Annotated in this window: 22 protein-coding genes; 11 read left to right on the forward strand and 11 right to left on the reverse strand. The window is 72.2% G+C overall.

The window, feature by feature from the left end; genetic code table 11:
* Positions 1–242 precede the first annotated feature (242 nt).
* Complete coding sequence (locus ACFY9E_RS37010; RefSeq protein WP_390992214.1) at positions 243–3,041, forward strand: penicillin acylase family protein; 2,799 nt, start codon at positions 243–245, stop codon at positions 3,039–3,041.
* A 19-nt stretch (positions 3,042–3,060) separates the two neighbouring features.
* On the opposite strand, the gene ACFY9E_RS37015 is transcribed toward ACFY9E_RS37010, so the two are convergent.
* Positions 3,061–4,377, reverse strand: a complete 1,317-nt coding sequence (locus ACFY9E_RS37015) for a serine-threonine protein kinase (protein ID WP_390992216.1) — start codon at positions 4,375–4,377, stop codon at positions 3,061–3,063.
* 93 nt (positions 4,378–4,470) lie between these two features.
* On the reverse strand, positions 4,471–5,706 hold the full coding sequence (locus ACFY9E_RS37020; protein WP_390992219.1) for an exo-beta-N-acetylmuramidase NamZ domain-containing protein: 1,236 nt from the start codon (positions 5,704–5,706) through the stop codon (positions 4,471–4,473).
* 194 nt (positions 5,707–5,900) lie between these two features.
* Between ACFY9E_RS37020 and ACFY9E_RS37025 the strand changes: the two genes are divergently transcribed.
* From ACFY9E_RS37025 to ACFY9E_RS37035, 3 genes are read left to right on the forward strand one after another with little or no spacing between them, the layout of a single operon-like run.
* Entirely contained in the window at positions 5,901–6,674 is a 774-nt protein-coding gene (locus tag ACFY9E_RS37025) for an SDR family NAD(P)-dependent oxidoreductase (RefSeq protein ID WP_390992222.1), read from the forward strand.
* Positions 6,671–8,335, forward strand: coding sequence for an AMP-binding protein (locus tag ACFY9E_RS37030; protein WP_390992225.1), 1,665 nt, complete (start codon positions 6,671–6,673; stop codon positions 8,333–8,335). Before ACFY9E_RS37025 ends, ACFY9E_RS37030 begins: the two co-directional genes overlap by 4 nt.
* Positions 8,336–8,363: 28 nt before the next feature.
* Positions 8,364–8,957, forward strand: a complete 594-nt coding sequence (locus ACFY9E_RS37035) for a TetR/AcrR family transcriptional regulator (protein WP_283973180.1) — start codon at positions 8,364–8,366, stop codon at positions 8,955–8,957.
* Here ACFY9E_RS37035 and ACFY9E_RS37040 read toward each other — a convergent pair.
* From ACFY9E_RS37040 to ACFY9E_RS37050, 3 genes are all read right to left on the reverse strand, one after another.
* Complete coding sequence (locus ACFY9E_RS37040) at positions 8,896–9,660, reverse strand: hypothetical protein (protein ID WP_390992227.1); 765 nt, start codon at positions 9,658–9,660, stop codon at positions 8,896–8,898. The genes ACFY9E_RS37035 and ACFY9E_RS37040 overlap by 62 nt on opposite strands.
* Before the next feature lie 150 nt (positions 9,661–9,810).
* Positions 9,811–11,025: an acyl-CoA dehydrogenase family protein gene (locus tag ACFY9E_RS37045; protein ID WP_390992230.1), complete on the reverse strand. Its 1,215-nt coding sequence runs from the start codon at positions 11,023–11,025 to the stop codon at positions 9,811–9,813.
* 5 nt (positions 11,026–11,030) lie between these two features.
* The gene (locus ACFY9E_RS37050) at positions 11,031–12,065 is read right to left on the reverse strand and encodes a phosphotransferase (protein WP_390992233.1); all 1,035 of its coding nucleotides are present in this window, start codon (positions 12,063–12,065) and stop codon (positions 11,031–11,033) included.
* Positions 12,066–12,264: 199 nt separating this feature from the next.
* Between ACFY9E_RS37050 and ACFY9E_RS37055 the strand changes: the two genes are divergently transcribed.
* Entirely contained in the window at positions 12,265–13,209 is a 945-nt protein-coding gene (locus tag ACFY9E_RS37055; RefSeq protein WP_390992236.1) for a zinc-binding dehydrogenase, read from the forward strand.
* Positions 13,210–13,245: 36 nt separating this feature from the next.
* Here ACFY9E_RS37055 and ACFY9E_RS37060 read toward each other — a convergent pair whose 3' ends face one another.
* Genes ACFY9E_RS37060 through ACFY9E_RS37075 form a run of 4 tightly spaced genes read right to left on the reverse strand, consistent with a single transcriptional unit; the run spans position 13,246 to position 15,475 of the window.
* Positions 13,246–13,581, reverse strand: a complete 336-nt coding sequence (locus ACFY9E_RS37060) for a DUF202 domain-containing protein (RefSeq protein ID WP_390992238.1) — start codon at positions 13,579–13,581, stop codon at positions 13,246–13,248.
* Entirely contained in the window at positions 13,578–13,970 is a 393-nt protein-coding gene (locus ACFY9E_RS37065; protein WP_390992241.1) for a DUF202 domain-containing protein, read from the reverse strand. Before ACFY9E_RS37065 ends, ACFY9E_RS37060 begins: the two co-directional genes overlap by 4 nt.
* 38 nt (positions 13,971–14,008) lie before the next feature.
* Entirely contained in the window at positions 14,009–14,524 is a 516-nt protein-coding gene (locus ACFY9E_RS37070; RefSeq protein WP_390992243.1) for an NUDIX domain-containing protein, read from the reverse strand.
* A gap of 45 nt (positions 14,525–14,569) precedes the next feature.
* On the reverse strand, positions 14,570–15,475 hold the full coding sequence (locus tag ACFY9E_RS37075; RefSeq protein WP_390992246.1) for a DMT family transporter: 906 nt from the start codon (positions 15,473–15,475) through the stop codon (positions 14,570–14,572).
* A gap of 361 nt (positions 15,476–15,836) precedes the next feature.
* On the opposite strand from ACFY9E_RS37075, the gene ACFY9E_RS37080 reads away from it, so the two are divergent.
* From ACFY9E_RS37080 to ACFY9E_RS37105, 6 genes are all read left to right on the forward strand, one after another.
* On the forward strand, positions 15,837–16,787 hold the full coding sequence (locus ACFY9E_RS37080) for a hypothetical protein (protein WP_390992337.1): 951 nt from the start codon (positions 15,837–15,839) through the stop codon (positions 16,785–16,787).
* A gap of 34 nt (positions 16,788–16,821) precedes the next feature.
* Complete coding sequence (locus ACFY9E_RS37085) at positions 16,822–18,357, forward strand: APC family permease (protein ID WP_390992249.1); 1,536 nt, start codon at positions 16,822–16,824, stop codon at positions 18,355–18,357.
* A gap of 111 nt (positions 18,358–18,468) precedes the next feature.
* The gene (locus ACFY9E_RS37090; RefSeq protein ID WP_390992340.1) at positions 18,469–19,194 is read left to right on the forward strand and encodes a molybdopterin-dependent oxidoreductase; all 726 of its coding nucleotides are present in this window, start codon (positions 18,469–18,471) and stop codon (positions 19,192–19,194) included.
* The gene (locus ACFY9E_RS37095) at positions 19,178–19,801 is read left to right on the forward strand and encodes a cytochrome b/b6 domain-containing protein (protein ID WP_390992251.1); all 624 of its coding nucleotides are present in this window, start codon (positions 19,178–19,180) and stop codon (positions 19,799–19,801) included. The genes ACFY9E_RS37090 and ACFY9E_RS37095 overlap by 17 nt, the downstream gene beginning before the upstream one ends.
* A gap of 365 nt (positions 19,802–20,166) precedes the next feature.
* Complete coding sequence (locus tag ACFY9E_RS37100) at positions 20,167–20,613, forward strand: hypothetical protein (RefSeq protein ID WP_390992254.1); 447 nt, start codon at positions 20,167–20,169, stop codon at positions 20,611–20,613.
* Positions 20,603–22,606 (forward strand): hypothetical protein, encoded by a 2,004-nt coding sequence (locus ACFY9E_RS37105; RefSeq protein WP_390992256.1) that lies wholly within the window; start codon positions 20,603–20,605, stop codon positions 22,604–22,606. The genes ACFY9E_RS37100 and ACFY9E_RS37105 overlap by 11 nt, the downstream gene beginning before the upstream one ends.
* A gap of 23 nt (positions 22,607–22,629) precedes the next feature.
* Here ACFY9E_RS37105 and ACFY9E_RS37110 read toward each other — a convergent pair whose 3' ends face one another.
* Both ACFY9E_RS37110 and ACFY9E_RS37115 read right to left on the reverse strand, forming a co-directional pair.
* Entirely contained in the window at positions 22,630–23,655 is a 1,026-nt protein-coding gene (locus ACFY9E_RS37110) for an alcohol dehydrogenase catalytic domain-containing protein (RefSeq protein WP_390992259.1), read from the reverse strand.
* Between the two features lie 20 nt (positions 23,656–23,675).
* On the reverse strand, positions 23,676–24,440 hold the full coding sequence (locus ACFY9E_RS37115; protein ID WP_390992261.1) for a glucose 1-dehydrogenase: 765 nt from the start codon (positions 24,438–24,440) through the stop codon (positions 23,676–23,678).
* Positions 24,441–24,450 lie beyond the last annotated feature (10 nt).

The raw sequence follows: 24,450 nt of genomic DNA on the forward strand, positions 1-24,450 counted from the left end.
TGCACCTGTAATCCGGTCACTTCGGCGTCGTCGTAAGGACGTCGCCGAATAGACGTATCGACAAGCGAATCGGCTCCATCCGATTTCAAATGGCCTCCATAAGCCGCCCGAAGGGGCTCGCGAGTCGACTGCCGTGGTCCGTGTGCCTGTTGTGCTGTCTCCAAAAAGTGACGCCTGTTCATCTTCAAGCCGGGGGCTACCGGCGGTAACATCCCGCCCACCCCCGTCGGGAGGAGCCCCCCATGCCACGGCGTGCCCCACGCACCGTTCTCGACAGAATGAGAACTCCCAGCGGAATCCCCGGGTTCCTGAAGACAGCATCGGTATGCGCCCTGATCGCAGGTCTCTTGTCGCCGCTTGCCCCGGCTGCCGCCTCGGAAACAGCGGCCGCGCAGGTCACGGCCGCGGCGAACGACCACTGCGGCAATCAGTGTTCGGACATCCTCCCGCCCGGTCAGAACGGCAACGCCACCCTCGCCCAGATCCTCCTGAACCAGGCCTTCGGCACTCAGCCCGAACACGCCGAGGACCAGCTCGGGCCCTACGCGGGCCTGGCCAAGGGCTACCCCGGCCTCACCAACGACAAGATCAACACCTTCTTCAACGACGCGTCCTTCGGGGTCCCCGCCGACCAGGTCGCCTCCACCGTCCGACCCGCCGGACGCGCTGACGTGACGATCGTCCGGGACAAGAAGACCGGTGTGCCGCACATCACCGGTACCACCCGGTACGGCACGGAGTTCGGCGCCGGCTACGCGGCAGCCCAGGACCGGCTGTGGCTGATGGACGTCTTCCGGCACGTCGGGCGTGGTCAGCTGACCTCCTTCGCGGGCGGTGCGCCCTCCAACCAGGGCCTGGAACAGCAGTTCTGGAGGCACGCCCCGTACAGCGAGGCCGACCTGCAGGCGCAGATCGACAACGCCGTCGCCACCAACGGCGAGCGCGGACAGCAGGCCCTCGCCGACGCCAAGGCCTACCTCGACGGCATCAACTCCTACATCGACGCCTCCGACAGCGGGCGCTCCTTCCCCGGGGAGTACGTGCTCACCGGGCACAAGGACTCAGTCACCAACGCCGGGACCATCGAACACTTCAAGATCACCGACCTGGTCGCGCTGGCGTCCGTCATCGGCGCGCTGTTCGGCTCCGGCGGCGGCGGCGAGGTGAACAACGCCCTCTCGCTGCTGGCCGCCCAGGAGAAGTACGGCGTCACCGAGGGCACCAAGGTCTGGGAGTCCTTCCGGATGCGCAACGACCCGGAGGCCGTCCTCACCCAGCACGACGGCAGCTTCCCCTACGGCGGCAAGCCGGACGAGGCGCAGGGCACCGCCCTGCCCGACGCCGGCTCGGTGACGGCGGAACCGCTCGTGTACGACCGCACCGGCAGCGCCACCACGGCCGGCGCGACCGGCGCGTCCGGTGAAGCGGCGAAGGCCGCCCTGTCCTCGGCCAGGCGCGGCATGTCCAACGCCCTCGTGGTCAGCGGCAAGCACACCGCGAGCGGCCACCCCGTCGCCGTGTTCGGCCCGCAGACCGGCTACTTCGCCCCCCAGTTGCTGCTGCTCCAGGAGATCCAGGGTCCGGGCATCAGCGCCCGCGGCGCCTCCTTCGCGGGCCTGAGCATGTACGTCGAGCTCGGCCGCGGCCAGGACTACGCGTGGAGCGCCACGACCTCCGGCCAGGACATCATCGACTCCTACGCCGTCGAACTGTGCCGGGACGACCACCACTACCTGTACCGCGGCACCTGCACGCCGATGGAGAAGATCGAGCAGAAGAACGCCTGGAAGCCCACGGTCGCCGACGGCACCGCGGCCGGCTCGTACACCATGCGCGTCTGGCGCACGAAGTACGGCCCCGTCGAGTACCGCGCGACGGTCGGAGGCAAGCGGGTCGCTTACACCACCCTGCGCTCGTCCTTCATGCACGAGGCCGACTCCATCATCGGCTTCCAGATGCTGAACGACCCGGACTACGTCAAGGGCCCGGACTCCTTCCAGAAGGCCGTGCAGCACATCAACTACACCTTCAACTGGTTCTACGCCGACTCCGAGCACACCGCGTACTACAACAGCGGCGACAACCCGGTGCGGGCGACCGGCGTCGACGCCGAGTTCCCCGCATGGGCGCGGCCCGCGTACGAGTGGCGCGGCTGGGAGCCGGAGACCAACACGGCCGACTACACCCCGGCCTCCGCCCACCCCCACTCCACCGACCAGGACTACTACGTCTCCTGGAACAACAAGCAGGCCAGGGACTACACGACCGCGCCCTGGGGCAACGGGTCCGTGCACCGCGGCAACCTCCTCGAGGACCGGGTGAAGAAGCTGGTCCGGCAGGGCGGGGTGACCAGGGCCGCCCTGGTGAAGGCCATGGCCGACGCCGGGCTGACCGATCTGCGGGCGGAGGACGTCCTGCCCGAGCTCCTGAAGGTCGTCACCAGCTCGCCCGTCAGCGACCCGGCCGCCGCGTCCGCCGTCAGCAGACTCCAGGCCTGGGTCGCCGCGGGCGGCAAGCGCACGGAGACCGCGGCCGGCTCGAAGAAGTACGCCGACGCCGACGCGATCCGCATCCTGGACGCCTGGTGGCCGCTGCTGGTCAAGGCCGAGTTCGAACCGGGCCTGGGGAGCGAGCTGTACACGGCCGTCACCGCCAACCTCCCTGTCGACGAGTCCCCGTCGGCCGCGCACGGCCCGACCGGCTCGCACGCGGGAAGCTCCTTCCAGTACGGCTGGTGGAGCTACGTCGACAAGGACGTCCGCGCGGTGCTCGGTGAGCAGGTCAAGGGCCCCCTGGCCCGGAAGTACTGCGGCGGCGGCAACCTCGGTGCCTGCCGGGACACCCTGATCGGCACCCTCAAGGAGGCGGCCGGCAAGACCGCCGCCCAGGTCTACCCCGGCGACGACGTGTGCGCGGCGGGCGACCAGTGGTGTGCCGACTCGATCAACCACCGCACCCTCGGCGGCATCAAGCACGGCAAGATCGGCTGGCAGAACCGGCCGACCTACCAGCAGGTCGTGGAGTTCACCTCACACCGGTGACGCACCACGCGGCGGCGGGTCAGCGGATGCGGCCCGCCGCCAGCACCAGCCGGGCCAGCTCCGCGTGCAGGATGTCGCTGTGCGCACCGGCCGGCGGGCCGCCGCCTCTGACCACCGCCGCCGCGTCGACGTTCACGCACCCCGAGCCGGGCAGTGCCGCCTCCAGGGCCCCGGCGAGGGAGTACGCGCGTGTGCCCGGCACCGCCTGCACCCCGTCGTGGCCCATCGCGCCCCACTTGGCGCCCAGGGCCCGCCGCAGGTCCAGCTCGGCGGCCGACCGGCTGTCGCCCGCCATCTTGGAGGCCAGCGGATACATCGTGCCGAGGGCCGCGTCGTGCCGGGAGTGGCAGCACACCAGGGGGCCGTCGACGCGGTTCTGCTGCCCCTGGAGCACCCCTCCGGCCCGCGCGTCGTGCGGCAGCCGGGCGGCGAACGCGTAGTGCGAGAACGCCCCTTGGAGCAGCGTCACCGACTTCACCGTGCGCACGCCCTCGGGAAGGCCCCGCAGCGCGAACGACACCAGCCGCGCTCCGAAGCTGTGCCCGACCAGGTGGACGCGCACACCCGGCGCCGCCTCCGCGAGCTGCCCGACGACCCGGCCCAGACCCCGCTCGCCGACGGTCCCCGCGCGCCGCTTCATCGCGTAGTACGTCGCCTGCCGCAGCAGTTCGTGGGCGCCGTCCCAGGGGTCGGGCATCCTGAACGCCTGCCGGTTCCCGGATGCTTCGAGCTCCGCCAGCGCCCGCGCGAACTCCCCGCAGACCGCCGCCGACGACCCGGCGAACATCTCCGGGGCGCTCTGCGGCACGCCCTCCGCCACCGTGTCCGCCGCGAACAGCGCCTGCGGCCCGGGCGCCACCACCTCCACGAGCGTCCGCACCAGCCGCCCGAACTCCTCCAGTTCGGCCTCCTCCGGCGGCTGCTGCTCCAGCAGCCGGGCGATCTGGTCGACCAGGATCGCCCGGCCCGGGAAGGTCTCCAGCAGCGCGTGCCGCGTGTCCTTGTCCAGCACGGGGCGTCTCGGCGCTTCGGCTGCCACGGCCCGCGGGAAGTCCGGGATCGGCTCGTCGGAGAACCGCATGGAGGGCCACAGCACTCCGGCGTATCCGACCCGGGCCGCCGGGGCCAGCCGCGGGACGGGCGCGAAGAAGCGGTCGTACAGGCGGGTCGCGCCCGAGCGGTCGTTGTTCCAGCCGTGCGCGAAGACGATCAGATCGCGCACGCCCCGCTCGGTCACCCCGGCGAGCAGCCGGTCGCGCCGGCGGCCCGCGGGGTCCCCGTCCGCGTCGAAGGCCAGCTCCCAGTAGGGAGTCACACTCATCGCCGGATCCGCCATGACAGGTCCCCTGGTCCCCGGGTGACGCCACGATGTGGGCGCATCGTCCTGCCAACGGGGGAGCTTGGCCATACGTCACGAGCGCATTCGGGCTCAGCGGTAGAGGAGGTACTTCCGCCGCGTCCTGCGGAACGCCGCCAGATCCTCCTGCCACCCGGCCACCACCTCGTCGGTGTCCGCACCCGCGTCGATCATCGTGCGCACGCGCGTGGAGCCGGTGAGCTTGTCGATCCAGTTGTCCGGGCGCCAGGCGAAACCGCTCCAGACCTGCTTGGCGGTCACGAGCAGGGCGATCCCCGTGCGGACGGGGTCGAACGCGGCCCGGTCGTGCACATGGAGCTGGACACCGCCGATCGTCCGTCCCTGGTACTTCGAGAAGGTGGGCGCGAAGTACGCCTCCCTGAACCGCACTCCGGGCAGCGCGAGTGCGTTCGCCGCCGCCGCCCAGCGCCGGTCGATGCCCTCCGCGCCCAGCAACTCGAACGGGCGGGTCGTGCCGCGTCCCTCCGACAGATTCGTGCCTTCGAACAGACACGTCCCCGAGTAGACCAGGGCCGTCTCGGGCGTCGGCATGTTCGGGCTCGGAGGCACCCAGGGCAGCCCGGAGGCGTCGTGGAAGTCCGACCGCTTCCAGCCCGACATCGTCACGGTCTCCAGTGGGACGGGCTGGGGGAGGAACTCCGCGTTGAACAGCCGCGCCAGCTCGGCGACGGTCATGCCGTGGGCCTGCGCGATGGGCTGCCGCCCGACGAACGTGGCGAACTCCTTGTGCAGGACCGGCCCGAGGGCCGCCCGGCCGGTCACCGGGTTCGGCCGGTCCAGCACCACGAACCGCTTGCCGGCGAGCCCGGCGGCCTCCATGCAGTCGTACAGGGTCCAGATGTACGTGTAGAAGCGGGCGCCGACGTCCTGGATGTCGAAGACGACCGTGTCGACCCCGGACGCGGTGAAGACGTCGGCGAGCGGCCGGCCGCTCTTGAGGTACGTGTCGTAGACGGGCAGACCGGTCGCCGGGTCGTCGTACCGGCCCTCGGATCCGCCGGCCTGGGCGGTGCCGCGGAAGCCGTGCTCCGGGCCGAAGACGGCGGTCAGGCCGACGCGGTCGTCGGCGTGCATGACGTCGACGATGTGGCGGGCATCGCGGGTGATGCCGGTCGGGTTGGTGACGATGCCGACCTTCTGGTTCTCGAGCAGGCCGTAGCCGTCGCGGGCGAGTCGTTCGAAGCCGGTGCGGAGTCGTCCGGGGGACTGGGCCGCGGCGGTGCCGGGTGTGGCCGGGACGGCTGCCGCCGTGGCCGCGGTGATGACGGCTCGTCTGGAAGGGCGCATGCGGTGACCTCCTTGAGCGGGGACGGTCGCATGGGCACGGTATGCGCTCCCGCGGGTTGTGTGGAGGCTGCGGGCCGCCTGTGGCTTGTCGCGCGGTTCCCCGCGCCGCTTCGGGCCGTTGCCGGCTGACCCTTCCCTGGTACATACCGACCGGTTAGTCTGACGGCATTGCTGAGCCGCGACTGAGGAGACCGATGGTGGGAGCCTTTCAAGGGGCCGGAGTCGTTGTCACGGGGGCCGGAGGCGGAATCGGGGCGGCGCTCGCCCGGCGCTTCGCCGCCGAGGGGGCCCGGGTCGTCGTCAACGACCTGGACGCCGACCGGGCCAAGCAGGTCGCGGACGAGGTCGGCGGCATCGCCGTGGCCGGGGACGCCTCGCTGATCGTCTCCGACGCCCGGGACGCGCTCGACGGGACCGTCGACGTCTACTGCGCCAACGCCGGTGTCGCCTTCGAGGGCGGAGCCGCCGGCGGGCCGCTGGACGAAATGGCCTGGGCCGCCTCCTGGGACGTGAACGTCATGGCGCACGTCCGGGCCGCCCACGCGCTGGTGCCCGGCTGGCTGGAGCGCGGCAGCGGGCGCTTCGTCTCCACCGTGTCCGCCGCCGGGCTGCTCACCATGATCGGGGCCGCCCCCTACGCCGTCACCAAGCACGGCGCGCTCGCCTTCGCCGAGTGGCTGTCGCTGACCTACCGGCACCGGGGCGTGAAGGTCCACGCCATCTGCCCCCAGGGCGTCCGCACCGACATGCTGGCCGCCACCGGCAGCGCGGGCGACCTGGTGCTCCAGCCGACCGCGATCGAGCCGGAGGCCGTGGCGGACGCCCTGATCGAGGGCATCGAGCAGGACCGCTTCCTGATCCTGCCGCACCCCGAGGTCGCCGCCTACCACCAGGCCCGGGCCGGTGACCCCGACCGGTGGCTGTCCGGCATGAACCGCATCCAGCAGCAGTGGGAGGGGGCCCGGTGACCGAGTCCCGTTACGCGGCCAAGCCCTGGCTCGGCCTGCTCGGCGACGCCCAGAAGGGCGCGATCAGTCCGGCCGCCTCCCTCGTGCATGCCCTGCGCCGGGCCGTGGCCGAGACACCCGACGGCGACTTCCTGGCGTACTTCGACGGCCGGCTGACCTACCGGGAGGTCGACGAGCTCAGCGACTCCGTCGCCGGGCACCTCGCGGCGCGCGGTCTTCGGCACGGCGACCGGGTCGCGGTGCTGCTGCAGAACTCCCCGCACTTCGTCCTCGCCCTCCTGGGCGCGTGGAAGGCGGGCGCGGTCGTCGTGCCCGTCAACCCGATGTACAAGGCGGGCGAGGTGTCCCACGTCCTGCGGGACGGCGAGGTCGCCGCGCTGATCTGCTCGGACCGGGCCTGGGAGTCGTACCTGCGCGAGACGGCGGCGGACTCGACGGTGCGGATCGTGCTCACCGGATGCGAGCTGGACTTCCAGAGCCGCGGCGACGCGCGGGTGCTCACCTTCGAGCGGCTCCCGAAGGCCCCGGACGCCGACGACCTGGTGACCGTGGCCCGGGCCGGGCACGAGCCGCCCGCCGACCGGGACCCCGACGCCTCCGGGATCGCGCTGATCAGCTACACCTCGGGCACGAGCGGCACCCCCAAGGGCGCCACCAACACGCACGGCAACATCATGTACAACGCCGAACGGCAGCGGACCGGACTCGGGCTGCCCGAGCGGCCGGTCTACTTCGCGCTGGCGCCGCTGTTCCACATCACCGGCATGGTGTGCCAGCTGGGCGCCTGCCTGAACAGCGGCGGCACGCTCGTGCTGGCCTACCGCTTCGAACCGGGCGTGGTGCTGGACGCGTTCACCGAGCACCGCCCGCACTACACGGTCGGCCCGTCCACGGCCTTCATGGCGCTGGCCGCCCACCCCTCCGTCACCCGCGACCACTTCTCCTCCTTCCGGGTGATCTCCTCCGGTGGCGCCCCGCTGCCGCCCGCCCTGGTGGAGAAGTTCCGGGCCGGCTTCGGACCGTACATTCGCAACGGCTACGGACTGACCGAGTGCACCGCGCCCTGCGCCTCCGTGCCGCCGGGTCGGGAGGCGCCGGTCGACCCGGTGTCCGGGACCCTCGCCGTGGGACTGCCCGGCCCCGACACGGTCGTACGGATCGTCGACGACGCCGGCCGGGAAGTGCCGTTCGGCGAGCAGGGCGAGATCGTCGTCCGCGGCCCGCAGGTCGTGCCCGGCTACTGGCGCCGCCCCGACGCCACCGCCGAGACCTTCCCCGGCGCCGAACTGCGCACCGGCGACATCGGCTTCATGGACGAGGAGGGCTGGCTCTACGTCGTCGACCGCAAGAAGGACATGATCAACGCGTCCGGCTTCAAGGTGTGGCCCCGCGAGGTCGAGGACGTCCTCTACACCCACCCGGCCGTGCGCGAGGCCGCCGTCGTCGGAGTGCCCGACGGCTACCGCGGGGAGACCGTCAAGGCCTACATCAGCCTGCGTCCGGACGCCGACACGGACCCGGATGCGCTCGCCGCCTACTGCAAGGAGAGACTGGCCGCCTACAAATATCCGCGCCAGGTGGAGATCCTGCCGGACTTGCCCAAGACGGCCAGTGGGAAGATCCTCCGTCGGGAACTTCGTTCCCGTACGCAAGGCAACTGACAGCAGAACGGAAAGGCAGGTGGCGGCAGTGCCCAGGACCACGGACTCGGACGGCACGCCCGTGCCTCAGCGGCTCCTGGCCGCCGCCACCCGGCTCTTCGCCGAGCAGGGCTACGACCGCACCTCGGTGCAGGAGATCGTCGAGGCGGCCGGCGTCACCAAGGGGGCGCTGTACCACTACTTCGGTTCCAAGGACGACCTGTTGCACGAGGTGTACGCGCGCGTGCTGCGCATCCAGCAGGAGCGGCTGGACGCCGTGGCGGGTGCCGACGAGCCGGTCGAGAAGCGGCTGCGGGCCGCGGCCGCGGATGTCGTGGTGACCACCATCGACAACCTCGACGACGCGATGATCTTCTGGCGCTCGATGCACCACCTCGGCCCCGAGAAGAACAAGCAGGTCCGGGCCGAGCGCCGCCGCTACCACGAGCGTTTCCGCGCGCTCGTGGAGGAGGGCCAGGAAGCGGGCGTCTTCTCCAGGGCGACCCCGGCGGACCTGGTGGTCGACTACCACTTCGGCTCGGTCCACCACCTGTCGACGTGGTACCGCCCGGACGGCCCGCTCAGCCCCCAGGAGGTCGCGGACCACCTGGCCGACCTGCTGCTCCGCGCCCTGCGTCCGTAAGGGTCGGCAGGGAGGCGAGCGCGGTGCGCCCGGCGGCGAGGATCCGTCGGGCGCGGGGAAAGTCGTGCAGCTGCTCCTCCAGCAGGTCCAGGCACGGCAGCAGCGAGCGCGCCGGGACGCGGCGGGCCGTGAGGACCTCGGCGGTCCAGCCGGGGAAGCCGGTGACGATCTCGTCCGCGTCGACGTACAGGGCGGCGCTCAGGAAGCCGACGAGGTGGGCGATGTCCAGGGCGGTGCGCTCGCGCCGCTCGTCGCTGTAGTCGCGCATCGCGGGGACGTGCCGCTCGAGACGCCGGAAGGTGTCCCGCACCAGCCGCGTGGCGGACTTGGCGACCAGCGTGTACTCCTGGTCGCCCAGATGCGGCAGACCGCCGATCGCCTGGTGGGCGGGCACCGGCCGGGCCGGCGGACCTTCCGCGAGCCGGTCCGGCGCGGTGCGGGCGTCGGGTGCCGCGCGTCGGCGCCCAGGAGGGGCGCCCACCGCCCCGCTGACGGAGACCGGCCGAGCCGGGTCGGCGGTCGCGAGCCAGGCGGGAGAGGAGAGCGGCTGCCCGACGCGCGCCGCGGGCAGCAGGGCAGCGGCCGCTTCGTTGAATTCGGCGATGTGCCCGTCCGCGTCCAGGACCACCACCGGGCCGGGGGCGGAGGCGACGCTCACCGTGCTCGCCGCACCGGTGCGGAGCCTGGCCGGGGAGGAAGTCATGTACGGGGCCCCTACGCGTGACCCACACCCACTGTGCGACGACGGAAGAGGACTGCTCTCGACGCACCGTCCCGCAGTTCGGGTGTGGTCCCGCCCAAGTCCACGGCAAGGGGCGGCGGGGAGGGCCCCCACCGCCCCGCCGCGTCGGCGTCACATGTACCGCTTCAGCTCCCGCCGGGCCAGCGACCGCTGATGCACCTCGTCGGGCCCGTCCGCGATCATCAGCGTCCGCGCACCGGCGTACAGCTCCGCCAGCGGGAAGTCCTGGCTCACTCCGCCTGCGCCGTGCAGCTGGATGGCCCGGTCGAGGATGTCCACCACCGCCCGAGGCGTGGCGATCTTGATGGACTGGATCTCGGTGTGCGCGCCCCGGTTCCCGACCGTGTCCATCAGCCACGCGGTCTTCAGCACCAGCAGCCGCAACTGCTCCACCGTCACGCGCGCGTCGGCGATCCAGTTGTGCACCACCCCCTGCTGCGCCAGCGCCTTCCCGAACGCGGTCCGGGACACGGCCCGACGGCACATCAGCTCGATGGCCCGCTCCGCCATGCCGATGAGCCGCATGCAGTGGTGGATCCGTCCGGGACCGAGTCGCGCCTGAGCGATGGCGAAGCCGCCGCCCTCCTCGCCGACCAGGTTCGAGACCGGCACGCGCGCGTGGTCGAAGACGACCTCCGCGTGACCGCCGTGGTAGTGGTCCTCGTACCCGAACACCTGCATGGCGCGCTCGATGGTGACGCCCGGGGTGTCGCGCGGCACCAGCACCATCGACTGCTGACGGCGGATGTCGTCGCCGTCCGGGTCGGTCTTGCCCATCACGATGAAGATCTTGCAGTCGGGGTGCATCGCCCCGGAGATGTACCACTTGCGGCCGGTGATGACGTACTCGTCGCCGTCCCGCTCGATGTGCGTGGTGATGTTGGTGGCATCCGAGGAGGCCACCTCCGGCTCGGTCATCGCGAACGCCGAGCGGATCTCACCGGCGAGCAGCGGTTCCAGCCACTGCTTGCGCTGCTGCTCGTCGCCGAACTGGGTGAGCACCTCCATGTTCCCGGTGTCGGGCGCCGCGCAGTTCGTCACCGTCGGCGCCAGCTGCGGGGAGCGGCCCATGATCTCGGCGAGCGGCGCGTACTGGAGGTTGGTGAGCCCGGCCCCGTACTCGGAGTCCGGCAGGAAGAGGTTCCACAGGCCCTGCCTGCGTGCCTCGGCCTTGAGCTCCTCGACCACGGGCACGGTCTCCCACGGCGAGGCGAGCCGCTCGCGCTGCTCGTGAGCCACGGCCTCGGCCGGGTAGACGTACTCGTCCATGAAGGCGAGGAGCTTGGCGCGCAGCTCTTCGGTGCGCGCGTCGAAAGCGAAGTCCATGTGGATCAGCCCTCCTGGAGGCCTTCGTGGAGCGTGGTCAGTCCGTGCCGGACGAAGACGGGGACGAGGTCGCCGATGCGGTCGAAGCCGCGGCCGACCGTCTGGCCCAGCGTGTAGCGGTAGTGGATGCCCTCGAGGATCACGGCGAGCTTGAACCAGGCGAACGCCGTGTACCAGGAGACCGCGGAGACGTCGCGCCCCGAGCGCGCGGCGTACCGCTCGATGAGTTCCGACGGAGCCGGATGGCCGGGGGCCTCGGCTGTGGTGGAGACGGGGGACTCGGGCATGCCCAGCGGCATGCTGTACATCACCAGCAGGCCGAGGTCGGTGAGCGGGTCGCCCAGCGTCGACATCTCCCAGTCGAGGATCGCCCGGATCGAGTCGTCCTCCCCGATCAGCACGTTGTCGAGGCGGTAGTCGCCGTGCACGACGGCCGGGGCGGGGGAGTGGGGCAGTTCGCGGCCGAGGGCGGCGTGCAGCTCGTCGATGCCGTCCAGGTCGCGGTTGCGGGAGGCGTCCAGCTGCTTGCCCCAGCGCCGCAGCTGCCGGTCCAGGAAGCCCTCGGGCCGGCCGAAGTCCGCCAGGCCCACCTCGCCCGGGTCGACCGCGTGCAGCTCCACCAGCGTGTCGACGAGGTTCAGCACCGCGCCCCGGGTTCGCTCGGGGCCGAGCGGGGCCAGCTGGTCGGCGGTGCGGTAGGGGGTGCCGTCGACGAACTCCATGACGTAGAACGGCGAGCCGAGCACCTCCTCGTCCTCGCACAGCAGCACCGGCCGTGGAACGGGTACGGCGGTCGGGTGCAGGGCGCTGATCACCCGGTGCTCGCGCCTCATGTCGTGCGCGGTGGCCAGGACATGACCGAGCGGAGGCCGGCGCACGACCCACCGGGAGATGCCGTCGGAGACCGCGTAGGTGAGGTTCGACCGTCCGCCCTCGATCAGCCGGCCGGACAGCGGGCCGTTCACCAGGCCGGGCCGCTCGCGGTCGAGCAGGCCGCGCAGCCGGTCGAGATCCAGTCCGGGCGGATGGTCGGGGCTCATGCGTCGCTCCTACGGGCAGGTGAACAATTCCCGACTCATGATGCCGACCGGTCGGTATGTCGTCCAGAGCGGGGCCGAAACGTGATCGGAGCCACGATAGGCCGACGGCTCGTCCCGGGAGGCGGCCGGGGAGGTTTCGGCCGGTTCGTTCAGGCCATCCGGCTTGCGTGCCCCGCGACGACACCGGAAGGTCAAAGCCATGAAGGCCATCAGCTACTCACGGTACGGCGGTCCCGAGGTGCTGGCGTTCGGGGAGGTCCGCGACCCGAAGGTCGGCCCCGACGCGGTGCTGGTCAAGGTCCGGGCGGCGGCCGTGAACCCCGTCGACTGGAAGGCCCGCGAGGGATACCTCGACGGGATCCTCGCCCCCGCCTTCCCCGTGGTGCCCGGCTGGGACGTCTCGGGCGTCGTCGTACGGCCCGGCGTGGCCGTCTCGGAGTTCGACGTCGGGGACGAGGTCATCGGGTACGTGCGCGAGGACTTCCTCTCCCGTGGCACCTTCGCCGAGTACGTGGCCGCACCCTTGCGCACCCTCGCCCGCAAGCCGCGCAACCTCTCCTTCGAGGAGGCGGCCGGGCTGCCGCTGGTCGGGCTCACCGCGTATCAGGTGCTCATCAAACTGCTTCAGGTGAAGCGGGGCGAGACCGTCCTGGTGCACGCCGCGGCAGGCGGTGTCGGGTCGATCGCCGTGCAGCTGGGCGTCCATCTGGGCGCCCGGGTGATCGGTACGGCGAGCGAGTCCAACCACGACTTCGTGCGGGGCCTCGGAGGGGAGCCGGTGGTGTACGGCGAGGGGCTGGGCGAGCGGGTGCGCGGACTGGCCCCCGAGGGGGTGGACGCGGTGTTCGACACCGTCGGAGGGGACGCGCTGAAGGTGTCGGCGAATCTGCTGGCCCCCGAGGGCCGCCTGGTGTCCATCGCCGACAACGGCGTCGTGAACTACGGCGGCCGCTACTACTTCGTCCGCCCCGACGCGGAGGACCTCCGGCGCGTGGCCGACCTGGCGGAGCAGGGCGTGGTGAGCGTGCACGTCGACGAGACGTTTCCCCTGGAGCGGGCGGCGGACGCGCACCGTCTGAACCAGGAGGGCCGCACCCGCGGCAAGATCGTCGTGACGGTGGACTGGGAGAGCGACGGCGAGTAGGGCCGAGGTCCCTGGAGAAGCGGGGCCGGACACCCCCTAGAGCACGAGGGCGGCGCCGCAGGCCGCCATCGCCACCGTGCACAGCACCGCCGCCGTCGCGTGCCGGGGCGCGAACGCCACCGGGCTCGGGGCGGCGGCGAGGGTGCGGATCCGGCGGTGGGCGACGCCGAGGAAGCCCAGCCAGAGCACACAGCACACGGCGCACACGAGGACCCCGGCCGCCGACGCCCCGCCGTGCAGCACGGTCTTCACCGCGAGCACGGCGACGACCGTGCCCGACAGCGTCGTACGCCGCCACGCGAGCCGGGTCCGCTCGGGCTGCAGCCCGGGATCGCGGTCGGGGTCCCGCCGCCGCGCGGCCGGGGCGCTCACACCTCCCACCCCACGAGCACCACGACGACCATGGCGACCGCCACGACGGCGACGACGAGGCTCAGCAGGGCCGGGAACCGCGACACCGGCAGATCCTCACCCCGGCGCATGGCCCGCTCGCAGCGCATCCAGTGGTTGACGGCCCGCAGTGAGCAGAGCACGCCCGCCGCCAGCAGGGCGAGCGCCAGCCCGACCCGCCAGCCCCAGCGCAGGTCCGGGAGGAACTGGTCCACGGCGAAGCCGCCGCCGATCAGCGCGAGCGCGGTGCGCAGCCAGGCCAGGAAGGTGCGTTCGTTCGCCAGGGAGAACCGGTAGTCGGGCGTCTCGCCGTCTTCCCGGACCTCGGCGGGCGCGAACCACAACCGGACGTTCCGCACGAACTCGATCACGTGCGCGACCCTACCCGGGAGCCCGGTCCGGCTCCGCTTCAGCCGGCCGACCGGAACGCCTTGAGCCGCTCGTACGCCGCCAGGCCGTCCGGCACCCACGCCCAGTCGTCCAGGCGCCGCTCGACCTCGTCCTCGGGCAGGAAGTCGTGCCAGGCCACCTCTTCGGCCTGCGGCTGTACGGGGAGCTCGCAGCGGACCTCGTAGACCGCCGACCACCAGCTCTGCCCGGAGCCGTTGTCGTAGAGGAACGTGAAGAGGTGGCGGGGCAGGGGGAGGCCGGTCACGCCCAGTTCCTCCTCGGCCTCCCGCAGGGCCGCCGTGTCGTAGGACTCGCCCGCGCCGACGACTCCGCCGACGAACATGTCGTACAGGGAGGGGAAGACCAGCTTGGTGGGCGTGCGCCGGTGTACGAAGATGCGGCCCCGGGCGTCCCGGGCCTGGATGAACACGCAGCGATGGCGCAGGCCCCGGGCGTAGACCTCGCCGCGGGGGAACTGCCCGATGACCTGGTCGTTCTCGTCGACGATGTCGAGGATCTCGTCAGCAGCGCTCATGCCCTCATCCAAGCAGGGCGCGTGCCTGCGGTGGGGCGGGGTCCGTCAGGGCGAGGCCGGGCTTACCGCGGGTGCGGCCACCCGTGCCCGCTCCGGTGCCCCCTGCGGCATCGCCGGATGCAGGCCCAGCAGCACGATCCCGGCGACCACGGCCAGCAGGCCACCGGCCTCCCAGCTCAGGGCCGCCGCGTCGGTGCGCAGCCGGTCGCCCAGGAAGCCGACGCCGCAGACGATCCCGGCGAGCGGCTGGGCCGCGGTCAGGGCCGGCAGCGACTTGCGCAGGGACGCGGTCTCGAAGGCGCTCTGCACGAGGACCAGCCCCGTGACGCCCAGCGCCAGCACCGCGTACGGCTCCCAGCCGGTGAGCAGCTCGGCGAGGCCGCCCTCGGAGACCTTCTGCCCGCTGACCCGGGTCAGCGCGTCCTGCACGCCGTAGAGCAGCCCGGCGGCCAGTGCCAGCAGCACCGGACCGGAGCTCAGCCGGGACCGCCTGCCGTGGGCCGTCAGCAGCAGGGCGAGGCCGATCATGACCCCGATGATCACCCACTGCCGTACCGGATCGGCCGTCGCGGCGCCGCCCTCCGGCCGGCCCGCCACGATGAACGCGGTCACCCCGCCCGCCAGCAGGAAGAGGCCGGCCCAGCCCTGGCGGCCCAGCGGCTGCCGGGTCTGCCGGCGGGAGAGGGCGAGCGCGAAGAGCAGGTTCGTCGCGAGCAGGGGCTCCACGAGCGACAGCTCACCCTGCCCCAGTGCGGCGGCGCCGAGCCCCATGCCGGCCACCATCAGCGCGATGCCGCCGAGCCAGCGCGGCACCTTCACGAGGTCGATCAGCAGCCGGAAGGAGAGGAAGTCGCTCAGCGGGGCCCGCTGAGCCGCGTTCTGCTGGAGGACGAATCCGAAGCCCAGACAGCAGGCGGCGCCCAGGGCGAGCGCCAGAACTAGAACCGACACGCGGTGTACCTCGATCGTCAGGTCGGGTCACGGTTGCGTAAGGGCCGACTGCACCGGCCGGCTCCGCCCGGCGCGCCCGTACGTCATGCCATCGTCGGGGGCGATGACAGCCCGCGCTATGACGTGGGTCACAAAGGGCGAAAGGGGAAAATCGGGTCACCGTCACACTGGCCCCTCCTGCCTCTCAGATCACAAATCCCTCACAAGTAACGGCAGTTGACGCGTGTAACGCTCATCGGCCCTTGACGGCGACCATTGGCTGGGGCTTGGCTGTGTGTGATCAGTTCATGGCTATGCGCTCATACGCGCTCCTCCGTCGCCGTGAGCCGGAACACAAGAAGAGCGCGTGAGGAAGTTCGCGGTGCCCCCACCCCCGCCTCCCCTCGGCCGCGGCCGCAGACGTGCGGCGCAGGCCTTCGACGAGGCCCTCGACGACGCCGATCTCGTGGCCGCCCGTGCCGCGCTGGCACAGGGCCGCTGGCAGAGCGCTCGTTCCCTGCTGGTGCACACCGGCGACGACTGGGACCGGCGGGGCCACCGCGTCACCGTCCTCGCGCGCGAGTCCTACTGCGCCGCATGGGCCCGGGAGTGGCTGCTCGCCGAACCCGAGTCCGCCGACGCCTCCGTGCTGCTCGCCCTCGCCGAGGTCCGGCGCGTCCTGCACGGCAAGGCCAAGCCGGTGCGCGCCCGCGAGGCCTGCCAGGCCGCCGCGGCCCGTGCCCCCGCCGATCCCACCCCGTGGCTGGGCCTGCTCCTGCTGGAGTGCGCGGTCGGCAGCGACCAGGACGTGGTCCGCGGCTTCGAAGCGGTCCGCGGCCGGTACGCCGACCACCATCACGCCCACCACCTGATGGTCGCCCGGCTCGCCGGCCGCCGCACCGAGGCCGGCCCGGACCCGCTGCACGAGGTCTACGACTTCGCCAACTGGGCCGCCGAACAGGCACCCGCCGACTCCCCGCTCGCGATCCTGCCGGTCATCGCGCACGCCGAGCGCTACCGCGTCCTGGCCGCCGCCGGGCACGAGCCCGCCGACCCCGCCGCCTCCGGCCACTGGACGGGCCGGCGTGCCCGGCAGGTCATGAAGGCCGCCTTCGACTGGTGGCTGGAATGGGAGCTGGAGGGGCACCCGCGGCGGCTGATCGACCTGAACTTCCTCGCCCACGCCAAGGTCTGCGAAGGGCGGGGCGCCGAGGCCGCCGCCCTGTTCCACCGGATCGGCCGCTACGCGACCCCGGCCCCCTGGTCGTACCCGGACCGCGACCCGCACACCGCCTTCGCCGCCGCCCGCGCCGGCGCGCTCGGCACGGCCTGACACCCCCGACCCGAAGAGTGAGGACGCTCCCCCGATGACCACGGACAGTTCGAGAACGAGCCCATCCGCCTCCGGCGGCATCAGTACGTTCAAGGGGCAGGAGCGGGCCCTGCGCGCCGACCGGCTCGGGACCGGGGGACTGCTGCTCTCCGTCCTCGCCGCGACCGCCCCGCTCATGGTCGTCGCGGGTGTCATGCCCACTACATTCGCGGTGATGGGCATCGTCGGCCAGCCGCTGCTCTTCGTCCTCCTCGGCGTCGTCCTGATCCTGTTCAGCGTCGGTTACGCCGAGATGAGCCGCCACGTCCACAACGCGGGCGCCTTCTACGCGTACATCTCCCGGGGCCTCGGCGGCACCGCCGGCGCGAGCGCCGCCCTGGTGGCCCTCGTCGCCTACAACGCGCTCCAGGTCGGCATCTACGGCATCTTCGGCTTCGAGGTCTCCGGACTCCTCGCCACCTACGCCGACGTGGAGATCGCCTGGTGGATACCGGCCCTCGTGGCCGCGCTCGCCGTCGGGCTGCTGGGCTGGCTCAAGATCGACGTCAACGCCCGCGTGCTCGGTGTGCTGCTGGTCATCGAGGTGCTCCTGGTGGTCGTCTTCGACGTGGCCGCCCTCGCCGATCCCGGCAAGGAGGGCCTGTCGCTGCACGCCTTCAACCCCGACACCCTCACCGGCGCCGGTGTCGGCACCGCCCTGTGCTTCTGCGTCGCCGCGTTCCTCGGCTTCGAGCAGGCCCCCGTGTACGCCGAGGAGACCAGCCGCCCCCACGTGCTGGTGCCGCGCGTGATGTTCCTCGCCGTCGGCGGGGTCGCCGTCTTCTTCGCGCTGAGCTCCTGGGCCCTCACCGTCGCCACCGGCCCCTCAGCCGTCGTCGGCACGGCCCAGAAGCAGAGCGCCGGACTGCTGTTCTTCCTCACCGAGTCCCGCCTCGGCGGCACCTTCACGGACGTCCTGCACATCCTGTTCGTCACCGGCATGTTCGCCGCGCTGCTCAGCTTCCACAACGTCGTCGCCCGCTACGCCTTCGCCATGGGCCGCGAGGGCCTGCTGCCCGCCGCCTTCGGCCGCACCAGCGGCAGCAGCGGCGCCCCGGGCACCGGCTCGCTGCTCCAGACCGCCGTGGCCGTGGTGGTCGTGGCCGCCTTCGCCATCACCGACGACAAGCCGGCCGGCGACCCCACCGCGCCCGTGCTGCACCTGTTCACCTGGTTCGGCAACATCGGCGCCCTCGGCGTGATCGTGCTGATGGCGGCGGCCTCCCTGTCGGTCGTCGTCTTCTTCGTCCGCCGCGGCGCCGCGGGCACCCAGGCCTGGCGGCTGGTCACCTCCGCGCTGGCGGGCATCGCCCTGCTGGTCATCGCCGGCTACACGGTGAAGGACTTCGAGGTGCTGGTCGGCGCCGGCCCCGGCTCCTCGCTGAGCTGGGCGCTGCCCGGCATCATCGGCCTCGCCGCGCTCGCCGGCGTCGTCCTCGGCCTGGTGCTGCGCGCCCGCGCCCCCGAGAAGCACGCCCGGATCGGCCTCGGCAACGAGGCGTTCCAGCTGGACAAGGCGGCCTCCTCCTGACGCGGCCCGTGTAAGAAGTGGTTACGGAAATCTGACGAGCACCCGCGATCCCTGTCGTACCGGGGCCGCGGGTGTTCGAATGAGTACGTGAACGAGGACGTACACCAGGGTGTGAACGACGAACACCCCGAAGAGCGGGGCACCCCGATCGGCCGCCGCGTCTTCCTCGGCACCCTCGCCCTGGGAGCCGTCGGCGTGGTCGCCGCACCCCCGCTGCAACGCGGCCTGGAGGGCTTCCTCGGCGGCGCGGCCGACAAGGACCCCACCGGTCTGACCGGCCTGCTCCCGAACGGCGGCGGCTTCCGCTACTACTCGGTCGCCTCGTCCGTCCCGCGCAAGAACGCCCGCAGCTACCGCCTCACCGTGGACGGCCTGGTCGACCGCCCCACGACCTACACCCTCGACGACCTCAAGGCCCTGCCCCAGACCCGCATGGTCCGCGACGTCCAGTGCGTCACGGGCTGGCGCGTCCCCCACACCCCCTTCGAGGGCGTACGCCTGTCGCGGCTCCTGGACGCGGCCCGGGTCCGCCCCACGGCCAGGGCCGTCCGCTTCACCTGCTTCGACGGCACGTACACCGAGAGCCTCACCCTCGACCAGGCCCGCCGCGCCGACGTCCTGGTCGCCCTGCGCATGCAGGACAAGGACCTCGGCCATTCCCACGGCGGCCCGGTCCGCCTCTACGTGGCACCCATGTACTTCTACAAGTCGGCCAAATGGCTCTCCGGCATCACCGTCACCGACGAGGTCCGGCCGGGCTACTGGGAGGAGCGCGGCTACGACGTCGACGCCTGGGTGGGCCGCTCGAACGGACGCGACGATGACCCTACGAGCTGACACACCACCGGTCACGGCCGACGTGCACCGCTTCACCACGCTGCAGCGCTGGACCCACCGCACCACGGCCGCGCTGATGGGCCTCTGCATCGTCACCGCGGCCTGCCTCTACATCCCCCAGCTCGCCGAACTCGTCGGCCGCCGCGCGCTGGTCGTCACCCTGCACCAGTGGTCGGGCCTCGCCCTGCCCGTCCCCGTCCTGGCCGGCCTCGCCTCCCGCGCCTTCCGCGCCGACCTCGGCCGCCTCAACCGCTTCGGCCCGCACGACCGCACCTGGCTGCGCGCCGCCCTGCACCGCGACAAGCGCCACGCGTCCCGCCCCGCGGCCAAGTTCAACGCCGGCCAGAAGATCTACGCGGCCTGGATCGCCGGCGCCACCCTGGTCATGCTCGCCACCGGCCTGATGATGTGGTTCACCCACCTCACCCCGATCCTCTGGCGCACCAGCGCCACCTTCGTCCACGACTGGCTGGCCCTCACCATCGGCATCGTCCTGGCCGGCCACATCGGCATGGCCCTGGCGGACCCGGAGTCCAGAAGGGGCATGCGCACCGGATCGGTGAGCCGGGAGTGGGCGGAACGCGAGCATCCGCTGTGGCGGCCGTGATCCGCCGCGGCCGGGAGCGGGACCGACGGGAAACCGGAATGGCGTCCGGGACCAGAGCAAGCTTGTTGCACGCAGGGTGACTGTGTGGATACATTCGGCCTCCTGAGCGACTTGCTCGAAGTCCCCGCGTTGTGCGGAACGGCTCCTCGGCGTACGGCAGTTGATCGCCGAGCAGTCGTCCCGCTTGCCGTACGGAAGGCACGACCACCCCGTCCTGCCTGTCCCCAGACGGACGGCGTGCGGCTCGAACGGCACCAGACGCCCCCGGAGCGACAGTCCGAGGGCCGACACGGGTGGAGGTCGGCGGCCTGCATGTCCGCGCTCTCGCTCGGTCGGGCGTCCCCGCCCGACGGACCGACGCAGACATGCCGATGCCCGGCATCGGCCCCGGCTTCCTGGAGTGCCGTTCCATGCCCACGCCCCCACCCGACGACGTGCCCATCACGCTCGCCGACGGTGAGATCCGCCTGATCACAGGCGTCCTCCAACAGGCCGCGGCCGAGTGCTCGGCGGTCACCGCACCCGCCGAACAGCCTGATGCCCCGTCGGGCGGCGTCACCCTGGGACGCCTGGCCCTGCACTGGAGCGACGTCGTGGGACAGCGATCCCGGCCCGGCGGGACCGGGCTGACGAGCGTCACCCAGAACCGAGAGGCCTGGTACCAGGTCCGCGCCGCGCTCAGCGATCACGCCGCCCAGGTTTCGCGCACCATGGAAATCGACGGCATCGTCGCCGTGGACCGCGCCCGGCAGCGCGCGCACGACGCCCTGTTGCTGGCGGACCGGATCGCGGAGGCGTCCCATGGCTGGTGAGCACACCCTGGCCGAGATCCCCGCGGTGAACGGTGCCGGAGCCGACGTCGAAGTCGGCTGGCAGCCCGCCCAGTGGCCGCTGCCCCGGGTCGCCGCGGTCGACAACCTGGCGGGCGCGCTCTCGGTCAAGGGCTTCACCGAGGGAGCCGTCCGCGCCCTCTCCCAGGCCGCCGTACGCCCCGACGAACTCCGGCGCAAGCTGTCCGAGCCGGCGGAACTGCGGGTGCAGGGCGGTACGTTGCTGATCGCCGAGACCCGGCTGTGGTCGGCCGCCGTGGTCCCGCATCCGGCCAACCCCCGCGAGTACGGCCGCCGCAGCTACGCCTTGGGCGGAGCGGCAGCGAGCCTGCGCGTGCTGCCCGAGCCCACGTCGAGCCACGAGGGTGTCGCCGAGCTGGAGATCCTGGTCGAGAGCCCGCACACCCTCGCCCAGCGGCTGGAGGACGCCCAGGGGCGGCTGGCCAAGGAGAACCCTCTGGGCGAGGACGTGGCCGTGGACGGTGTTCTGCAACCGCTCACCGTCGTGCCCATGACCGTCCGGCACCGCGACGGCCACCGCTCCGCCCCGCTGCTGATCGCGGCCGACGGGTCCAGCCGGATCAGTGCGGTGCATGACCTCCTCGGCTACGCGCCGTCGAAGATCGCGTACGAGTGGAGCAGCGACCGGCGACTGTTCCGCAGGGAGGTCAACCGCTGGATCCGGCTGGTCCAGCAGCAGGGGTGGGAGAACCTCAGTGACCCGGAACAGCAGAAGGTGCGCGTCCTGACCGTGCCCACCCGGGTGGTGATCGGGTTCCGGCCCAACGAACGCAGCAACCTTCCCTTCCACACCGCCGTACGGAATTTCATCGGCCTGACCCACATCCGCCCGCCCAAGCCCTACGGCTCCGCCGTGGAGAACGAGGCGAAGGCCGACGCCGTGCTCGACACCCTGGCTCAGCCCACCCGCACCCGCCCGGCCCGCATCACCGAGCTGGAGAAGCAGTGGTTCGCCGGGGTGATCAGCCATGACGAGGCCGTCGAGGAGGGCTTCAGCCCGTACCGGGATGTGCGCGCCGCGGAGATCGTGCGCTCCGTGCTCGGCGGTAGCGCCAAACGCCGCGTCAACGACGGCATCCGGTCCCTGACCGCCAAGCAGAAGCCCACGCGTGAGGACCGCGTGGACATCGCCGTCGAGCTCACCATCCGCCCCTACCGAACCGAGATGAACGACCTGCAGCAACTGGTCCGCCCACGCCGTGCGGTGCTCCAGCGGGCCTACCGGCTCAAGGAGATCGAGCAGCACCTGAAGGCGGACCTGAGGCTGGAAGGCGCTCCTGAGGACGGCCCGTCGCTGGAGCGGCTGCGGGACGAGGCACTGGAGGAGGTGGAGTCCGGCCTCGGTGACAGTGGCGAACTGGGACCCGCGCAGACCGAGTTGGCGGTCAAGGCCTGCTACTACATGGCCGTCGCCGACCCCATGGCGCTGCAACGCGAGGTGTTCGGCGGGCCGGGCCATGAGGACGACCGCAGCCCGGCGTCCGTGCTGCGCGCCATGCTCTCCCGGAGCCGCGGCGTCCACCAGGCGTATGAGGTCGTCCGCGCCGGGCGCTGCCACGAACCCCTCTACGAGGTCGACGAGAAGGGCGCCCCGGTCCTCACGAGCGGGGGTGAGCCGCGCAAGCTCACCGACACGCTCGTCCGCCACACCTACAACGGTGAGCCCACCACGGACGTGGCCCAGAGCACCGGCTACCAGGCGGCCAGCCGGCGCTGGGCGGACGTCCGCGTCAAGGTCGAGGAGCTGACCAGGGCCGTCACCGCCATGGAGGCCGTGCCCGTCGACGAGGGCGGCCACAGTCTCGTCCAGCGCGAAGGCTGGGACACCGGTCAGATCAACGAGCTGCGCCGCATCCTCGACCGCAGCGACCGACGCCTGGCCGCCTGGGCCGACGTCCACGAGTTGAACAAGGAGGCCGCCCAGGAGCAGGCGGAGGCCGAACAGGAGCCGTGACCGGCGGCCCGGTGACCGGCCGGTCAGGTCCCGAAGTCCAGCAGCACCTTGCAGAACCGGCTGCGGTCCGTCGCCAGTGTGAACGCGGACTCCGCGTCTCGGACCGGGACCACGGCGCTGATCAGTTCGTCGAAGAGGGACTCGGCTGTGAGCAGGGTCAGCGCCTCGTCGAACTCGCCGTCGAAGCGGAACGCGCCCCGCAGTTCGATCTCCCGGCTCACCACCAGGTTCCCGGCGAAAGGGCTCGGCCCGGGCGGCAGCATGCCGAGCTGGACGACGACGCCGCCGCGCCGCACCAGGCGAAGGCAGGTGTCAAGGCCGGCGGCGACGCCGGAGGCCTCGACGGCCGCGTCGACCTCCGCGGGCCATCCGGGATCCGTGGGGTCGTCGGCCCGCACGAGAGTGTCGGCGCCCGCGGCCGAGGCGTATGCCAGTGCGGCCGGGAGCAGGTCCGTCACGGTCACCCGGGCGGCACCCGCGGCCTTGGCCGCCGCGACCACTAGACAGCCGATGGGTCCGGCGCCGGTGACCAGAACGTGCCGGCCCCGGACGTCCCCGGCCCGCCGCAACGCGTGCAGCGCCACCGACAGCGGTTCGGCGAGTGCCGCCCGCCGCAGGCCGAGGCCGGGCGGCAGGGGCCGCAACTGCTCGGCGGGTACGACGATCCGGGCGGCGAAACCGCCCTGGACGTGCGGGAAGCGGGCCGCGCTGCCGAGGTAGCGCGTGTCCCGGCACACGTTCCGCCGGTGGTCGGCGCACTCCGGGCACACTCCGCAGGAAGTCGCCGGGTGCACCGCGACGGCCGTGCCGGGAGGGAAGCCCGACCCACCGGCACCGTAGGAGAGGACCGTCCCGACCACCTCGTGCCCGAGCACCATCGGCTCCTGCAGCCGGAAGTCACCGACCCCGCCGTGCCGCCAGTAGTGCAGATCTGACCCGCACACCCCGCCGTACCGCACGGCGACCAGCGCCTGCCCCGGGCCGGGCCGCGGCACGGGCAACTCCGCCACCCGCAGATCGCCCTGACCGTGGATCACACACCCCAGCATCACAGCCGCCTCCCGGCAGGTCACAGCACGCTCGTCATACCGCCGTCGACATACAGCACCTGCCCGCTGACGAAGTCCGCCGCCGGGGAGGCGAGGAACAGCACCCCGCCCACCAGGTCCCGCGTACGTCCCCAGCGCCCGGCCGGGGTGCGCCGCCGCACCCAGGCGGAGAATTCCTCGTCCTCCACCAGCGGCCGGGTCAGCTCGGTCTCGATGTAGCCCGGGCCGAGTCCGTTGACCTGCACCCCGTACGGCCCCCAGTCCGCGCACATGCCCTTGGTGAGCATCTTCAGCGCGCCCTTGGTGGCGGCGTACGGGGCGATCCCGGGCCGTACCACCTCGCTCTGCAGCGAGCAGATGTTGATGATCTTCCCGTGGCCGCGTTCCGTCATCCGGCGCGCCGCCTCCCGGCCGACCAGGAAGGCACTGGTCAGGTTGGTGTCCAGGATCCGGTGCCAGTCGGACTCGCCGAACTCCAGGAGAGGGGCGCGCAGTTGCATGCCCGCGTTGTTGACGAGGATGTCGAGCGGGCCCACCCGCTCCTCGACCTCGGCGACCCCCGAGGCCACCGATGATCCGTCGGTCACGTCGAACGCGGCCGTGTGCACCCGGTCGCCGGGCAGTTCGGCGGCGGCCTCGGCGAGCCGGTCCTGGTCGCGCCCGTTCAGGACGACCGTGCAGCCGGCCTCCGCCAGACCCCGCGCGAGGGCGAGTCCGATGCCCCGGCTGGAGCCGGTGACCAGCGCCGTACGGCCGCTGATGTCGAAGAGGGGGTGGGACGTCATCGCCGCGGCA

The sequence above is a fragment of the Streptomyces sp. NPDC012466 genome, assembly GCF_042955215.1.
Taxonomy (GTDB): domain Bacteria; phylum Actinomycetota; class Actinomycetes; order Streptomycetales; family Streptomycetaceae; genus Streptomyces.

Coding starts and splice junctions, on each gene's coding strand:
- ACFY9E_RS37015 (WP_390992216.1), bottom strand. CDS start 4,377: ATGGCGGATCCGGCGATGAGTGTGACTCCCTACTGGGAGCTGGCCTTC.
- ACFY9E_RS37025 (WP_390992222.1), top strand. CDS start 5,901: ATGGTGGGAGCCTTTCAAGGGGCCGGAGTCGTTGTCACGGGGGCCGGA.
- ACFY9E_RS37115 (WP_390992261.1), bottom strand. CDS start 24,440: ATGACGTCCCACCCCCTCTTCGACATCAGCGGCCGTACGGCGCTGGTC.
- ACFY9E_RS37040 (WP_390992227.1), bottom strand. CDS start 9,660: ATGACTTCCTCCCCGGCCAGGCTCCGCACCGGTGCGGCGAGCACGGTG.
- ACFY9E_RS37045 (WP_390992230.1), bottom strand. CDS start 11,025: ATGGACTTCGCTTTCGACGCGCGCACCGAAGAGCTGCGCGCCAAGCTC.
- ACFY9E_RS37100 (WP_390992254.1), top strand. CDS start 20,167: ATGCCGATGCCCGGCATCGGCCCCGGCTTCCTGGAGTGCCGTTCCATG.
- ACFY9E_RS37010 (WP_390992214.1), top strand. CDS start 243: ATGCCACGGCGTGCCCCACGCACCGTTCTCGACAGAATGAGAACTCCC.
- ACFY9E_RS37050 (WP_390992233.1), bottom strand. CDS start 12,065: ATGAGCCCCGACCATCCGCCCGGACTGGATCTCGACCGGCTGCGCGGC.
- ACFY9E_RS37055 (WP_390992236.1), top strand. CDS start 12,265: ATGAAGGCCATCAGCTACTCACGGTACGGCGGTCCCGAGGTGCTGGCG.
- ACFY9E_RS37105 (WP_390992256.1), top strand. CDS start 20,603: ATGGCTGGTGAGCACACCCTGGCCGAGATCCCCGCGGTGAACGGTGCC.
- ACFY9E_RS37085 (WP_390992249.1), top strand. CDS start 16,822: ATGACCACGGACAGTTCGAGAACGAGCCCATCCGCCTCCGGCGGCATC.
- ACFY9E_RS37070 (WP_390992243.1), bottom strand. CDS start 14,524: ATGAGCGCTGCTGACGAGATCCTCGACATCGTCGACGAGAACGACCAG.
- ACFY9E_RS37095 (WP_390992251.1), top strand. CDS start 19,178: ATGACCCTACGAGCTGACACACCACCGGTCACGGCCGACGTGCACCGC.
- ACFY9E_RS37110 (WP_390992259.1), bottom strand. CDS start 23,655: ATGCTGGGGTGTGTGATCCACGGTCAGGGCGATCTGCGGGTGGCGGAG.
- ACFY9E_RS37020 (WP_390992219.1), bottom strand. CDS start 5,706: ATGCGCCCTTCCAGACGAGCCGTCATCACCGCGGCCACGGCGGCAGCC.